We start from the raw sequence: 14,990 nt of genomic DNA, 5'->3' as shown, positions 1-14,990 counted from the left end.
CGACCAGGACGAACAGATCATCGATATTGGTGGCGGCGAACACCGTGGCGGCGCCCGCGCAAAGAAAAAGGGTGTCCATCACGGTCGATAACTCCCGTGACGGACACCCCTTGTCAACATGTCGCTACCAGCTGAGGCTGAAGCGCATCACCCGGCTGTAGCGGTCGCCCGCCTTCAGGATGGCGTCGGGAAAAGCCTGCTGGTTGGGCGCATCCGGGAAGGCCTGGGGCTCCAGGCAGACGCCGGTGCCTAGGCCCGGATATTGCGACGCCAATCCCTGGCCGCCGTAGAACTGCACCGACGGCTGATCGGTATGGATGCGCATGCTGACGCCGCTGTCTGGGGAGGAGAGCGTCGCCGCCCAGTCCGCCGCCTCGTCCGGCACCGGCTCCCCATCCAGAACGAAGCAATGGTCGTAACCACCGGCCTGGAAGATCTGCGGGTGGTTATGACGGGGCGTTAACAGGCGCGGCCGGCGGAAATCGAAGGCCGTGCCCGCTACCGGCTCCAGCGCGCCCGTGGGGATGAGGCCGGGCCCGACGGGCAGGAAATGCTGGGAGCGTAGGCGCAGCATCTGACGGTCCGCCGCCACCTGCGCATCGCCCGCCAAGTTGAAATAGGGATGCCACGTCAGGCTGACCGGCGTGTCGGCGTCACCGATGGCGGTGAGGCGCAGGGTCAGGTCGCCACCGGCAACGATGATTTCCGCCGTCACCTCCAAGGTGCCGGGGAAGCCGTTGTCGCCATCCGGCGACGTCAGCCCCAGCACCAGGCGAGACTCCGCCCCGGCCTGGTAATCCTGCAGGCGCCAGACCCTGCGGCTGAAGGCCCTGGGGCCGCCATGCAGCTGGTTGGCGCCCTCGTTGGGCGCCAATTCCACGATCCGGCCCTGGTAGGCATAACGGGCGTTGGCGATGCGGTTGCCATAACGTCCGACCAGGCAGCCCAGGTAGGCCGGGTCACTCTCGTACGCCGCCACGTCCGGCAGACCCAGGACCAGATCGCGCCGGCCCTTGGGGCCGGGAACGGACAAGCGCCGCAGGATGCCGCCGAAGGTCAGCACCTCCGCCTGAAGGCCGTCCGCCGGCCCGAGCGTTACCGCCCGGACCGGCGCACCATCCCTGGTCGTCCCGAAGGATCGGATCATGACCGGGCAGCCTTCACCTGTCGCACGGCGTCATGCAGCGGCTTGTGGGTCCACAGCTCCTGAATGGCCTCCAGGCTGCGGCCCTTGGTTTCCGGCACGAAGCGCCATACGAACAGGGCGGACAGCAGGCTGAACACGCCATAAATCCAGTAGGCGAAGCCGTGGTTGAAATGGGCGTTCAGCACCGAATTGCCGTCCATGACGTTGAAGGACCAGGTGACCACCAGGTTGGCGATCCACTGCGCCGCGACCGCGATGCCCAGAGCCTTGCCCTTGATGGCGTTCGGGAACATCTCGGCCAGCAGGATCCAGACCACCGGCCCCCACGAGAAGGCGAAACCGGCGATATAGACCAGCATCGCGACCAGCGCCGCGAGACCCGCCTGACCAGTGGCGAAGATCGTGCCCAGCGCCAGCATGGAAACGGTCATGACCAAGCCGCCCGCGATCAGCAACGGCTTCCGCCCCAGGCGATCCACCGAGACGGTGGCGACCAGGGTGAAGGCGACATTGGCGATGCCGACGATGACCGTCTGCCAAAGGGAGGCGTTGGTATCCATGCCCATGTTCTGGAACATCTGGGGGGCATAGTAGAGCACGGCGTTGATGCCCACGAACTGCTGGAAGACCGACAGCAGGATGCCGACGAACACCACCAGGCCACCGAACGCGAACAGGCGTTCGTTGGTCACGACCAGACTTTCCTCGATCTCAACCAGGGTGACCTTGGGGTCGGTGGCGCCACCCAGGCGCTTCAGCACGGCCAAGGCCTCGTTGTCACGGCGCTGCATGACCAGATAACGCGGCGTATCGGGTGCCAGCAGCAACAGCAGGGCGAACAGCAGCGATGGGATGCCTTCGGAGGCGAACATCCAGCGCCAGCCGGTGCTGTGCAGCCAGGCTTCGTCGCCCAGGCCGGCGATGGCCCAGTTCACGAAGTACACGCCCACCATACCGCCCACGATGGCGATCTGGTTGAAGGAGATGAGACGGCCGCGGGATTCGGCCGGCGCGATCTCCGCGATGTACAGCGGGGAAACCAGCGAGGCGATGCCCACGCCGACGCCGCCGATGATGCGGTAGATGTTGAAGGGCGTCAGCGCGTCCGGCCCCATCTGGCCGATGGTGCCCAGGCCGAATTCCGGCCAGGCCGACCCCAGGGAGCAGATGAGGAACATCAGGGCGGCGACGATCAGCGTCGGCTTGCGGCCGAAGCGGTCGGCCATCTTGCCGGCGACCAGGCCGCCGACGACGCAACCGGCCAGGGCGCTGGAAATGGTCAGGCCCTTCAGGCTGTCATGCGCCGTTTCCGAGAGGTTCAACGGCTTGATGAAATTGATGTCGATGCTGGCCATCGCGCCGGAGATGACGGCGGTGTCATACCCGAACAACAGACCGCCCAGGGTGGCGATCAGTGTCAGGCCCGTCGTCAGCGACAGTGCGCCTTGCTTGTTGCCCATTCATTCCTCCCCAGACGGGCCACGCCGGCCCGCCGTTTGTCTTAAAGCGAGGCGCCCCCACTCCACCAGGAACGGGGACGCCCTTGCACCTCAGATCACCTCCGGCGCCCGCTGACGAGAGGTCGGGGGCGCCGGGAACCTTCACATCAATGGTTGTGCCGCGGCGGATGGGCCACGACACCCCGATACTTCAACGCCGGCTCCATGCAGCCGCCGCTGTCCAACTGGCCCACCGTCTGGCGGTACATCTCCTGCCACGGCGTATAGCTGGGCGGGGTGGCTGGAATGCCATCGGCCTTGCGCTTCTGGATCTCGGCATCGTCCACCAGCATGTCGCAGGTGCCCTGGTTCAGGTCGATGCGGACGGTGTCGCCGGTGCGCAGCCACGCCAGCCCACCGCCCACGGCACTCTCCGGCGACGCGTTCAGGATGGACGGGCTGTCCGAGGTGCCGGACTGGCGGCCGTCGCCAATGGTGGGCAGGCTGGTGATGCCCGCCTTCAACAGCGCATCCGGCGGCTGCATGTTCACCACCTCGGCCGAGCCAGGGAAGCCCAGCGGGCCGGCGCCGCGCACCACCAGGATGCAGCGTTCGTCAATGTTGAGCGCCGGGTCGTTGATGCGCTCGTGATAATCGTCCGGCCCGTCGAAGACGATGGCCCGGCCCTCATACACGCCTTCCCGGCCCGGCTCGCTCAGGTAACGCTGGCGGAACTCTTCCGAGATCACGCTGGTCTTCATGATGGCGAAGTCGAACAGGTTGCCCTTCAGCACCAGGAAGCCGGCGCGTTCCTTCAGCGGCTGGCTGTAGGGCGTGATCATCTCCCGGTCGTGGCTTTCCCGGCCTTCCAGGTTCTCGCCGATGGGGCGGCCGGTGACCGACATGGCCTTGTCGAAAAGCTTGCCCGCCTGCCGCAGCTCCCACATCACGGCGGGCACGCCACCGGCGCGGTGGAAGCGTTCACCCAGGTACTTGCCGGCCGGCTGCATGTTGACCAGCAGCGGCACGTCATAACCGTGGATGCGCCAATCGTCGGCCGTCAGCTCCACACCGGCATGGCGGGCCATGGCGTTGATGTGCGGCTGCGCGTTGCTGGAACCGCCCAGCGCGCCCACCAGCTTGATGGCGTTCAGGAAGCTTTCACGCGACAGGATCTTGGACGGGCGCAGATCCTCATACGCCATGTCGACGATGCGGCGGCCCGTCTCGTACGCCATCTGCCCGCGCTCGCGGTACGGGGCCGGGATGGCGGAGCAGCCGGTGAGCGACAGGCCCAGGCCCTCGGCCACGGCATTCATGGTGCTGGCCGTGCCCATGGTGTTGCAATGACCGGCGGACGGCGCCGACGACGCGGCCGCGTCCAGGAACTCCTCCTCATCGATCAAGCCGGCGGCCAGCTTGCGGCGGCTGCGCCAGATGACGGTGCCGGAGCCCACCAGGTCGCCCTCATGCCAGCCGTCCAGCATGGGGCCGCCGGACAGGACGATGGCCGGGATGTCGACGGTGCTGGCCGCCATGATGCCAGCCGGCGTGGTCTTGTCGCAACCGGTGGTCAGCACCACGGCGTCGATGGGATAGCCGTACAGGATTTCCACCAGCCCCATGTACGCGAGATTCCGGTCCATGGCCGCCGTGGGCCGGCGGCAGTTCTCGAAGATGGGATGGACGGGGAATTCCATGGGAATGCCGCCCGCGTCGCGAATACCGTCGCGGACACGCTTGGCCAAATCCAGGTGAATACGATTGCAGGGGGAGATGTCGCTGCCGGTCTGGGCGATGCCGATGATGGGCTTGCCCGAACGCAGTTCCTGCGGGGTGATGCCGTAGTTCATGAAGCGCTCGAGATAGAGCGCGGTCATGTCGATGCGGTCCGGCGCGTCGAACCAGTCACGGGAACGGAAACGAACAGCCGGTCGGTCTTGGGAGGGACGGTCAACCATACGCGATCTCCGCCGGGGGCAGGCCCGGCACGGTGGCCCTGAAATGGAACAAGCCGCCGGCCAGCGGCTGGGCGGCGCGATCCTCATCGCTCAGGCCCTTGGCGGCGGTGGTGGCGTAAACGTCCAGGCGGTCATCCCCGCCAAAGGCAAGCTTGGTGATGTTGGCGCAGGGGAAGCGCACCACCTGCAACAACTCCCCCGCTGGTGAATAGCGCCGGGCGGCCCAGCCGCCAAACAGCCCCACCCACAGGCAACCCTCCGCGTCCACCACCGTGCCGTCGGGCCAACCGGCCCCATCTTCGATGGTGATCAGCAGACGGCCGTTGGCCAGCGCGCCATCGGCCACCAGGTCATAGGCGGTGATGGTCTTGGCCAGGGTGTCGGTATGATAGAAGGTGGTTCCATCCGGGCTGGTGCAGGGCCCGTTGGTGATGACGATGCCATCGACATGGCGCTTCAATGCCCCGGTCCAGGAATAGAGGGCGCCGGTGGCCGCTTCTTCCGCGTCATCCATGGACCCGAACCACAGCCGGCCCTGGGCATCGACAAAACCGTCGTTCAGGCGGTTGCCCGCCCGATCCCACTCCACCGCCACCAAGGGCTCGAACACACCCGTTTCGGCATCGAAACGGGCTAGCTTCCCCGGCAGCCCCACGATCAGGCCACCTCCGGCCCGCAGCAGGGCGAAGCCCGGCTGATCCGGCGCGTCGAAGCTGCGGGTACTCCCATCAGCAGGGCGGAAACGGTGGATGTGCCGCTTCTTGATATCGACGAACCACAGGGCCTGGTCACGGGGGGACCAGACCGGCCCCTCCCCCAAGGTGGCGCCCAAAGCCCAGATGCAGCGGGGTTCCACGGTCACGGGGCAACCTCCTCAGCGCCAGCCGGCGTCGACGAAGTATTCGTGGCTGGTGCACATGCGGCCATCGTCAGAGGCCAGGAACAGCACCATGGCGGCGACGTGCGGCGGGTCCACACGCTCTTTCAGGCACTGCTGCGACAGGATGCGGGCCTCTTCCTCCGGGTTGTGCCACAAGCGCATCTGGCGCTCCGTGCGCACGCCGCCCGGCACCACGCAGGTGACGCGGATGTTGTGCTCGCCCAGGTCACGGGCCAGCGAGCGGGTCAGCCCCTCGATGCCGGCCTTGGCGGTCTGGTACATCAGCAGTTCCGGCAGGGCCACATGCCAGGAGATGGAGCCGAAGTTGATGATGGCGCCGCTGCGCTGCGCCTTCATGCCCGGCACCACGGCCTGGGACGCGAAGAACATGTGCCGCAGGTTCACCGCCATGCGGTTGTCCCAGTATTCCGGCGTAATCTGCTCGATGGTGTGGCGGTCGTCGTTGGCGGCATTGTTCACCAGCACGTCCACCGCGCCGGCGTTCTGCACTTCCGCCAGCGTCGCCTTCAACTGATCCAGGTTGGTCAGATCACACTTGTAGAACTTGGGCGCGTGCTCAGCGCTTTCGGCCAGGGTCTGTTCCAGCGCGCGGCTGTCAGCCTCCGCGATGTCCAGGAAGGAAACCTGGGCCCCCTGGCGGACGAACGCCTCGGTGATGGCGGCGCCGATGCCGGAGCCGCCGCCGGTGACAACGACCCGCTTGCCCCGCAGGCTAGGATAGATGGCGTGCGTCATGATGTATTTCAGGCCTAAAAGAATTGGTTTGGATGGGTGACGCGCGCGGCATCACCCGTTCAGCAGGCCACGGCGAGCCAGATTGCGCATCAACTCGCTCAGGCCGAACGTCCAGGGCGCTGCCTCATGGCACGGCACCACCTTGTTGACCAGGCTGCCGAGACGCGGGCTGGACACGGTGACGATGTCACCCGTCTTATGGGTGAAGCCACGACCCGGAGCGTCGCGATCCTCAACCGGGGCGAACAGCGTCCCCAGGAACAAGGCGAAACCGTCGGGATATTGATGGTTCTTGTTCAGGGTCTGGCCGACCAGGTCCAACGGGTCGCGGCTGATTTCGGACATGGTGCTCTTGCCGTCCAGCACGAAGCCATCCTCGCCGGTGACGTTCAGGTGCACCACGGCCTCGCGCACGTGGTCCATGGTGAACGTCTCATCGAACAGGCGGACGAAGGGACCGATGGCGCAGGACGCGTTGTTGTCCTTGGCCTTGGACAACAGCAGGGCGCTGCGGCCTTCGAAGTCGCGCAGGTTCACGTCATTGCCCAGCGTGGCGCCACGCGCGCGGCCCTGGCCGTCGCACAGGATCACCACCTCCGGCTCCGGGTTGTTCCAATGGCTGTCGGCGCGCACGCCGATCTCCACACCCCAGCCCATGGCCGACAGCGTCGGGCCCTTGGTGAACACCTCTGCGTCTGGGCCGATGGCGACCTCCAGGTACTGCGACCACAGCCCGTCGGCGATCAGCGCCTCCTTCAGGCGGGCGGCGCTCTCGGAACCGGGCTTTACCAGGCGCAGGTCGGTGCCGACGCGGGAAGACAGGGCCTGGCGGATTTCAAGGGCCTTGCCCGCGTCACCACGCGCCCGCTCCTCGATCACGCGCTCCAGCGCGGACACGGCGAACGTGACGCCCGCGGCCTTGATGCACTGCAGGTCGATGGGGGTCAGCAACTTGGCGCGCCCGGGAGCAACGGTTTGCCCGCCGGCCCAGGTGGGTTTCAGGTCCCAGTCGGCGACGCGGCCGATGCTCTTGCCTTCGGGGATCCGCCCCGGCTCCAGCCGGTTCATCAGGTCGGACACGGTCGGGACCACACCCGACAGGTCGAAAATCTCGCCGTTGCGGATCAGGACCGGGGTCGGCCCCTCGCCCGCATCAATACGGCCCAGCAGAACCGCGTCGGCGCTGTCCTCGGGAAAAATGCTGTCGTGCGCAGTCTGCACCGGCGTGTCGACCGGGTACCCCATCTCTTGAACTCCTCCCAAGGTGCATTATCGCCAGGCGGCCCTTGTTAACGCTAACATTAGAGGCCAGCGAGAAGTGCTGTCAAGGCGACGTTACCATACCAGTCCGGATTTCGACGGCATACGCACGAAGGTTTCGCCCCCGACTCCGCCGGAAACCGCCTGCCCCGGGCACCCGCCGCAAGGGCTCACGGCTTGGACGGCGCGGCGGTCGACTCCCGCTCCACCAGCGTATGGCGCAACAGCTGCTGCGCCGGCGTCCCGCCTCCACCGCCGCGGCGGCGCTTCATCTCGTCCAGCAGCATGCTGACCGCCGCGCGGCCCATGGCGGCGATGGGCTGGCGCACGGTGGTCAGGGCCGGCCAGATGGTACCGGCGATCAGCGTGTCGTCGAAACCGGCGATGGACAGGTCAACGGGGACGTTCAGCCCCAGGCGGTGGGCCGTGGCCAGCACGGCGGCGGCCATATCGTCGTTGGCGGCGAAGATGGCCGTCGGCCGCGGCTTGAGCGCCAGCAGCTTGTCCGCCGCCGCCAGGCCCGAACGATAGTTGAAATAGCCCTGCTCGATCGGGGCGGCCTTGGGGTCCAGCCCCGCCTCGCTCAAGGCATCCAGGAAGCCGTGCAGGCGCTGGTCGCTGACGGTCTGGTTGGGATGGCCCTTGATGAAGCCGATGGCGCGGTGCCCCAGCGACAGCAGGTGCTGGGTCATGCGGTGGGCGGCCTTGTAGTTGTCGATGCGCACGGTGGCGACATCCGGCCCCGGCTGCCCCGCGGCCACGGCCACGGCGGCGACGCCGGACTTGGCGATGTCCGCCAGGATGCTCTTGGCCTCGCACAAGGGCGGCGGCAGGACGATGCCGTCCACCCCGCTTTGCAACAGCTTCTGCAGCGCCGCCTTTTCGGTGGCGGCGGTGGCGCCGCACTTCTCGACCACCAATTGGTGGCCAGTCTTGCTGCTTTCATCCAGCGCGCCCAGCAGGAATTCGCTCAGGAAGGCGACACTGGGATTACTGTAGAGAAGGCCTATCCGGAAGGTTTCGGACCCCGCGAGGCGCCGCGCCGCAGGATTGGGCGTGTATTTCAATTCCTGAATGGCGGCCATCACGGCGGCGGAGGTGGCCGGGGTGACATTGTTCTCATTATTGATGACGCGGGATACCGTCATCGGGGAAACACCGGCGCGCGCCGCCACCTCACGAATGGTGACTCCCTGCGAACTCCGCCCACGCCGCTTTTCCATACGCTTCCTGCTCCGCCTTATCGGGCCCGCGCATACACTGCCGGTTTGGACCGGTGATAGCAGTACCATTGGGACTTGCGCAATCGCCTGCTGACAGTTTTGTGTAAAACGGGCATCGCCAATGGCGCCTGCGGCGACTTGATGCAGCTTTACATGGTAAACGCCGATTAAAGCGGCGCCAATACAAGGGCGGATGCCGGCAAATCGACCCGAGCGCGTAGGTGCGAGTCGGCAAGACGCCCTGCCGCGGCGCCAAAGTCTGGGCGGCGGCAGGGGCCTGTCCTTGATACCGTCTTGACCGGGACAGCCCGTCAATACGTTGCGAACCGCACCTTCAATATCTGGGGTGTCGACGTGAAGTTCAGGCCGTAATCGGTCTGGTCGCCATTCCAAAGACGCTCGAACACCCACTTGCCGCTATCGTCGAAGTGCCCCTCCTCCACGCTGGCCATCATATAGCCGTTCTTGCCGGCCTTGACGGCCTGGGAGAAGTCGACGCGGGCATGATAGCCGGCCACCAGATATTCATTGGGCGCCAGCTCGGCGATGACCACGCCGCCACAGGGCTTTTCATTGCCCGTGGGCTTGGCGTCGCCGAACTGCGGCAGGCCATAGCTGACCGTGGCCTTGTAGGGGCCGAGGTCCAGGGTGTTGCTGTGGTCGGCCGTCGGCTCGGACGCCCCCCAAACCTTGCCCTTGAGGCTGAGGGCCGCCAACTGGCGGTTGATCGCGCCCAGCAGCTTGAAGTTCATGGCGAAGGGCTCCAGCGACTCCGCGTCGATCTTTGCCGCCCCCAGCGGATAGTTCACGTAGCGGGTATAGTCGATGCCGAAGGGCGCGAAGCCGATGCCCTGGTGCCCCAGCGTGGCAAAGACATAGCGGGCATAGACGGCGTCGTTGCCGGTTTCGGCGACCAGCAGGGCGTTGTCCGACCGCTTATACTGTTCCAGGGTCTTGACGTAGAAATCATAGCCGCGGTCATAGATGTCGGGCCCGATCAGATCGATGCTGGGCGCCGCCGCCTTCCAGATATCCAGCACGTTCCACGTCGGTCCGCCGCTAGAATAGGTATACGGATCCTGGTCCTTGAACGGGTCGCGCAAGGCCGCGTTCACATACAGGGGGATGGGGTATTCGGCCTTGCCGGCGGCGGCCACCTGGTCGACGAAGCGGGCGGTGAAGTAGGCGTGGAAGAACTCATCCGCGTCCTTGCCGAAGACGTCCTTCCAGGTGCCGGGACTCTTGTTCAGCGCCTTGACCAGATCGGCAGGGACCTTGCCTTCGAACACCTTCTGCGCCTCCGGCCGGAAGTCGCGGACGGCGCCGTAGGTGCCGGTCTCATTCTCCACCTGCACCATCAGCACCGTGTGCTGCTGGCCGTCCACCTGCTTCAGATGGCGCATGAAGGTGACGAATGCCTTTTTGTCGGCCTCCAGCGTGGCGGGAGCCAGGGGCGACAACGAACCCCGCATGACGCCCTTGGCACTGACGACGCGGGGGAAGCGGTCGTTGTCCAGCTTCACCCAATCCGGGGCGTAGGACGGACTGTTGTTCTTCCAAGTGCCGAACCACAGCAGCACCAAATGCTTCTTATGCTCCCGCGCCTGGGCGAGCAGGGTGTCGAGAAAGCTGAAGTCGAATTGGCCTTCCTTGGGCTCGATCTGCTGCCAGGCGATGGGCATGAACAGGGTGTTGGCCTGCACCTGTTCCACGGCCGGCCAAACCTGCGGCAGCACCGACGGCCAATTGCTGGAATTGTTGGCCTGGGCGCCCAGCACCAGATAGGGCGCGCCATCGACCATCAGGGCGTACCGCCCCTCCTCCCGCACCAGGCGCGGCATCTCGGTCCGCCCCTCGGCCGCATGGGTCTTGGGGGTAAAACCCGCCAACAGCGGAACGGCCAGGGCTATGGAGCGCAGGGCCATTTTCAGAACGCGGTTATCCGGAACGCTTGTCATCGGCAGGCCCTCCCAAGCCCATAGCTGATTATTGAAGATCGGCGCGCTTGCCATCCCGGTCGGAACGATCCTGTGGCACATGACCAGGAGCGTAACAACGAGCATATTTATATGATCACGACGATACGCGCGGATCATACGCATCAACAGTATCAAATCAATCCGCTATCGCTGTTACCGTTATCAGACGGCCGCCTCCTTGCCCGTGGACGGCGGCCGCCGCCATAGTGGAGCCGCCCGTCATCTGAGAGAGAAGCGTCGCCCGTGCCCCGCCTCATCCCAACCCGCAGCACGCTGGCGGTGATCGATCTGCAGGCCCGCCTGATCCCGGCCATCCTGGACGCCGATGTCGTGCTATCCAACGCCCGCCGCCTGGTGAGCGCCGCCGGCATGATGGGCGTGCCGGTTGTGTTCACGGAGCAGAACCCCAAGGGCCTGGGGCCGACGGTCCCGGATCTCGCGCCGAGGTCCGCATCGGTGGCGACGAAGATGGCTTTCGACGCCACCAGCGTCCTGGCGGAGCATCTGCCCGCCGATCACGCCGTCATCCTGGCGGGATGCGAGGCCCATGTCTGTGTGCTGCAGACGGCATTGGGCCTAATGGCCATGGGGCGGCAGGTTCATGTGGTGGAGGATGCCGTGGGTTCCCGCACGGCAGGGAACAAGGCCGCTGGCTTACGCCGCCTGGAACGACATGGGGCGGACATCATCACCACCGAGATGGCCCTGTTTGAATGGATGGAGAGTGCCGCCCATCCCCGCTTCCGCGACATCATCGCCCTAATCAAGTGATGGGACGCCCCCTGATCCGGCCGGTAGGTCCGCCCCGGCGGAGACGAAGGCGCGTGCCGTCGAAGCATCAGCAATTCCCCTATTTATCAGCCAAATTATGACCTGCACAAAATTGCATAATTATTGAGCAATATTTCTTGCTATTTCTGGATGTGCACTCCCAACGCTTCAGCCTTCTGGCGATCCTCGGCGCCCCCGTCAACGGCGCAGCCCCTCAGCCCCGCCTCTCGCCGGAAAATTTGAGGCGACCGGAGAGCTGGAGGGCCGAAATATCCAGGAAATTCAACCTGATGGCATACCTCGTTTTTCTGTCGGGACGGTCAAATCCGCCGCGACCTCATGATACCCCGCAGTAAGGCGATAACGGTTCAAAAGGGGCTGGAATAGGCAACCTGTGCCTTAAGCGCAACACTAACCTTAGATTGAGCCTCTTGTTTTTGTTTGGTTTTTTCAGAATCCGCTGCGATAAAAAAGGGACCGGTACCATTTTTCATGTGAGCGCTACCATTCTCCCGTTGCAGGCCCGCATGAATCTCCATATGCATTTATATGACTACGGCGTGACGCACCAAACGCGGCGGCCGGGGTGAAGCGCGCGGGCCCTTCGACCCGCGATAAATAAGATACCCAGGGAAGGGAAACGCCATGAGTTGGCCCCAGAATTCCTATCGTTCCTTTGTGCTGGCCGGTGCTTCCGTGCTGGTTCTCGGCGCTTTGTCTGCCGCTTCCTTCGCTCAAGCCCAGACCGCGGCCGCGGCGGATGACGAACTGCAGGAAATCGTCGTGAGCGGCCAGCGTTTCGCCGTGTCCGACGCCGCCAAGCGCAAAGCCGCCGCCGACATGATCCTGGACAGCATTTCGGCCGATGACGCCGGCAAGCTGCCGGACAACAGCGTCACCGAGGTGCTGCAGCGCGTTCCAGGCGTTTCCATCACCCATTTCGCCGCCGTCGGCGACCCCGACCACTACTCGGTCGAAGGCTCCGGCGTTACCGTGCGCGGCCTGTCCCAGGTCAGCAGCACCCTGAACGGCCGCGAGGCCTTCAGCGCCAATGGCGGCCGTGCGCTGCTGTTCGAGGACGTGCCGCCGGAACTGCTGGCTGGCGTCGACGTGCTGAAGAGCGGCTCGCCCGACGTCATCGAGGGCGGCATCGGCGGGTCGGTGAACCTGCGCACCAAGATGCCGTTCGACTATGACCACCAGACCTTCAGCGGCTCCGTGTCGGCGGACTATGGCGACTTCATCAAGCAGACGAAGCCGGGCGGATCGCTGCTGTACGCCAACCGCTGGATGACCGGCATCGGCGAGATCGGCGCTATGGCGAGCGTCGCCTACAGCGACATCAGCACCCGCCACGACACCATCCAGGTCGAGCCCTATTTCCCCCAGACCTACAACGGCAAGAACGTCTACGTTCCGGGCGGCTTTGATTGGCGCTCGGGCACGTTCGACCGCAAGCGGCTGGGCGCTTACGAATCCCTGGAATGGTCGCCCAACAACGACCTGACCTTCTATCAGACGGGCTTCCGCTCCGATTACTGGAGCAAGTCGAAGGAAGCCGGCGTCTACAACCAGGGCAGCAACTCCGTCAACGTCACCGCCGGCAGCAACAGCGTCTTCGGTTCCAACGGCGGCCTGCTCAGCTCCAACCAGTTGAGTTCCACCGCCTCCGACCCGCTGCAACTTCCCGGAGAGACGGGCGGCAGCACGGCGCTGGCCAACCCCGGCCTGACCAACCAGCACAACGTCACCACCGACCTGTCGCAGGGCATGAAGTGGACGCCGACGAAGAACTGGACCATCACCACCGACTTCCAGTACGCGATTTCCCAGTCGCAGCAGCAGCGCATCGACCTGTTCTCGCAGACCTCGGTGCCCAGCTACGGCATCAACCTGACGGGCGACCTGCCGGTCATCACCGTCAGTAACCCGTCGCAGCTGGCCGATCCTTCGCGCTACATCTGGTACGCGACCATGGACCACCTGGAAAACCACATCGGCCGTGAGCTGGCGTGGTCGGGCGACGCCGACTATCACGTCTCCGACAGCGGCTTCCTGCGGTCGTTCAAGGTGGGCGCCCGCTTCGCCGACCGGACGGAAAAGGACGATGTCACCGGCTACAACTGGACCGGCCTGACCCCGACCTGGAACCCCTCCTCCTCCTGGAAGTACCTGAACACGGCGGCGGCCAGCGACATCAACGTCTCGGGCTTCAGCAACTTCTTCCGGGGGGCCACCACCCTGCCCGGCACCACGGTGTTCCCGGCCTGGTCGCTGCTGGAGAGCTATCCGGAAAGCCTGACCAAGATCCACCAGCTGTACGGCCTGGCGGGTGACAACACGGCCCCGGTGACCTACACCGTCGCCAACCTGTCGCACACCAAGACCCGCACCGAATCCGCCTACGCCATGGCCCGCTTCGGCGAGGACAATCTCTTCGGCAGCGGCTGGAAGATGAACGGCAATTTCGGCGTTCGCATCGTCAACAACGAGAACAGCAGCCAGGGTTACATCCAGCAGCCCACCGGCCAGATCCTGTACAACGGGGCGACCGCGGACCTGCCCGGCGGCTATACCGCCAACAATGGCGGCCATAACAGCCTGATGGCCCTGCCCTCGTTCAACGTGCAGTTCATGCCGAACGACGAAGTGCACCTGCGCTTCGCCGCCTACCAGAACATGACCAACCCCAGCTTCAACAACCTGAACGCCTCGGGTTCGTTGAGCCTGACGACCGACACCAACCACGTCATCACCGGCGCCACCGCGACCTCGGGCAACCCGAACCTGAAGCCGCAGCTGGCCAACAACCTGGACGTTTCGGCCGAGTGGTACATGCCCGACGGCGGCCAGGTTCACGTCGCCGGCTTCTACAAGCAGATCAAGGACTACATCTCCTACGGCGTAACGTCGGTGAATGTGCCCTTCGCCCTGCCGGGCGGCGCGACCCAGACCATGACGGCGGCGGTCAGCGGCTACTTCAACGCCCAACCCGCCTATGTGAAGGGCGCGGAAATCGGTCTGCAGAAGTTCTTCGACTTCCTGCCGGCCCCGTTCGACGGCCTGGGCATCGACACCAACTTTACCTACATCTACAGCAAGAGCCCCGGCGACCTGTCCTACGACATGCTGGGCAACCGCATCACCGGCCTGCCGGTGGATTTGCTGTCGCGCTACAACTACAACATCACCGGCATGTACGAGAAAGGCCCGATCTCGGCCCGCCTCGCCTACACCTGGCGCAGCAAGTACCTGCTGACCCCGACCGCCAACGGCACCAACGGCACCTACACCAACGCCGCCGGCCAGACGGTCACCTACAACCTGCCCATCTTCGCGGATGACTACGGCACGCTGGACGCCTCGATCGCGTACAGCTTCGATGATCACATCACCCTGACCCTCGAAGCGCAGAACCTGACCAACAGCGTGACCAAGACGCTGATGGGCTATGGTGACCAGCAATACGGTCGCAGCTGGTTCGTGGCGGACCGCCGCTACAGCGCCGTGCTGCGCTTCAACTACTGATCCTCCGCTCGCGGATGATCGTTCGTTGGTAACCGAACCCCCGGCC

The 14,990-nt window shown here is 65.0% G+C and carries 11 protein-coding genes; 2 read left to right on the top strand and 9 right to left on the bottom strand.

The genetic code is table 11. From position 1 onward, the window contains the following. Positions 1-124: 124 nt before the first annotated feature. From UCD39_RS07805 to UCD39_RS07770, 8 genes are all read right to left on the bottom strand, one after another. On the bottom strand, positions 125-1,147 hold the full coding sequence (locus UCD39_RS07805) for an aldose epimerase family protein (protein WP_330495460.1): 1,023 nt from the start codon (positions 1,145-1,147) through the stop codon (positions 125-127). Then, positions 1,144-2,607 (bottom strand): D-xylose transporter XylE, encoded by a 1,464-nt coding sequence (gene xylE, locus UCD39_RS07800; RefSeq protein ID WP_330495459.1) that lies wholly within the window; start codon positions 2,605-2,607, stop codon positions 1,144-1,146. The genes UCD39_RS07805 and xylE overlap by 4 nt, the downstream gene beginning before the upstream one ends. 146 nt (positions 2,608-2,753) lie before the next feature. After that, positions 2,754-4,547, bottom strand: a complete 1,794-nt coding sequence (locus UCD39_RS07795) for an IlvD/Edd family dehydratase (RefSeq protein ID WP_330495458.1) — start codon at positions 4,545-4,547, stop codon at positions 2,754-2,756. Then, the gene (locus UCD39_RS07790) at positions 4,540-5,409 is read right to left on the bottom strand and encodes an SMP-30/gluconolactonase/LRE family protein (protein WP_330495457.1); all 870 of its coding nucleotides are present in this window, start codon (positions 5,407-5,409) and stop codon (positions 4,540-4,542) included. Before UCD39_RS07790 ends, UCD39_RS07795 begins: the two co-directional genes overlap by 8 nt. A gap of 12 nt (positions 5,410-5,421) precedes the next feature. Beyond that, positions 5,422-6,183: a D-xylose 1-dehydrogenase gene (xylB, locus tag UCD39_RS07785; RefSeq protein WP_322483881.1), complete on the bottom strand. Its 762-nt coding sequence runs from the start codon at positions 6,181-6,183 to the stop codon at positions 5,422-5,424. 51 nt (positions 6,184-6,234) lie between these two features. Further along, on the bottom strand, positions 6,235-7,428 hold the full coding sequence (locus UCD39_RS07780) for a fumarylacetoacetate hydrolase family protein (RefSeq protein ID WP_330495456.1): 1,194 nt from the start codon (positions 7,426-7,428) through the stop codon (positions 6,235-6,237). Positions 7,429-7,613: 185 nt separating this feature from the next. Then, positions 7,614-8,666 (bottom strand): LacI family DNA-binding transcriptional regulator, encoded by a 1,053-nt coding sequence (locus UCD39_RS07775; protein WP_330495455.1) that lies wholly within the window; start codon positions 8,664-8,666, stop codon positions 7,614-7,616. Between the two features lie 311 nt (positions 8,667-8,977). Further along, on the bottom strand, positions 8,978-10,624 hold the full coding sequence (locus UCD39_RS07770; protein ID WP_330495454.1) for a DUF5597 domain-containing protein: 1,647 nt from the start codon (positions 10,622-10,624) through the stop codon (positions 8,978-8,980). A gap of 264 nt (positions 10,625-10,888) precedes the next feature. On the opposite strand from UCD39_RS07770, the gene UCD39_RS07765 reads away from it, so the two are divergent. Next, on the top strand, positions 10,889-11,416 hold the full coding sequence (locus UCD39_RS07765) for an isochorismatase family protein (protein ID WP_330495453.1): 528 nt from the start codon (positions 10,889-10,891) through the stop codon (positions 11,414-11,416). A 368-nt stretch (positions 11,417-11,784) separates the two neighbouring features. On the opposite strand, the gene UCD39_RS07760 is transcribed toward UCD39_RS07765, so the two are convergent. Further along, entirely contained in the window at positions 11,785-11,910 is a 126-nt protein-coding gene (locus tag UCD39_RS07760) for a hypothetical protein (protein ID WP_330495452.1), read from the bottom strand. 151 nt (positions 11,911-12,061) lie between these two features. On the opposite strand from UCD39_RS07760, the gene UCD39_RS07755 reads away from it, so the two are divergent. Beyond that, the gene (locus tag UCD39_RS07755) at positions 12,062-14,944 is read left to right on the top strand and encodes a TonB-dependent receptor (protein ID WP_330495451.1); all 2,883 of its coding nucleotides are present in this window, start codon (positions 12,062-12,064) and stop codon (positions 14,942-14,944) included. Positions 14,945-14,990 lie beyond the last annotated feature (46 nt).

Source organism: Nitrospirillum karajorum (genome assembly GCF_036348415.1).
GTDB lineage: Bacteria > Pseudomonadota > Alphaproteobacteria > Azospirillales > Azospirillaceae > Nitrospirillum > Nitrospirillum amazonense_B.
This window is presented reverse-complemented; position numbering and strand designations above follow the sequence as displayed.

Coding starts and splice junctions, on each gene's coding strand:
- UCD39_RS07780 (WP_330495456.1), bottom strand. CDS start 7,428: ATGGGGTACCCGGTCGACACGCCGGTGCAGACTGCGCACGACAGCATT.
- UCD39_RS07755 (WP_330495451.1), top strand. CDS start 12,062: ATGAGTTGGCCCCAGAATTCCTATCGTTCCTTTGTGCTGGCCGGTGCT.
- UCD39_RS07805 (WP_330495460.1), bottom strand. CDS start 1,147: ATGATCCGATCCTTCGGGACGACCAGGGATGGTGCGCCGGTCCGGGCG.
- xylB (WP_322483881.1), bottom strand. CDS start 6,183: ATGACGCACGCCATCTATCCTAGCCTGCGGGGCAAGCGGGTCGTTGTC.
- UCD39_RS07775 (WP_330495455.1), bottom strand. CDS start 8,666: ATGGAAAAGCGGCGTGGGCGGAGTTCGCAGGGAGTCACCATTCGTGAG.
- UCD39_RS07795 (WP_330495458.1), bottom strand. CDS start 4,547: ATGGTTGACCGTCCCTCCCAAGACCGACCGGCTGTTCGTTTCCGTTCC.
- UCD39_RS07760 (WP_330495452.1), bottom strand. CDS start 11,910: ATGAAAAATGGTACCGGTCCCTTTTTTATCGCAGCGGATTCTGAAAAA.
- UCD39_RS07770 (WP_330495454.1), bottom strand. CDS start 10,624: ATGACAAGCGTTCCGGATAACCGCGTTCTGAAAATGGCCCTGCGCTCC.
- xylE (WP_330495459.1), bottom strand. CDS start 2,607: ATGGGCAACAAGCAAGGCGCACTGTCGCTGACGACGGGCCTGACACTG.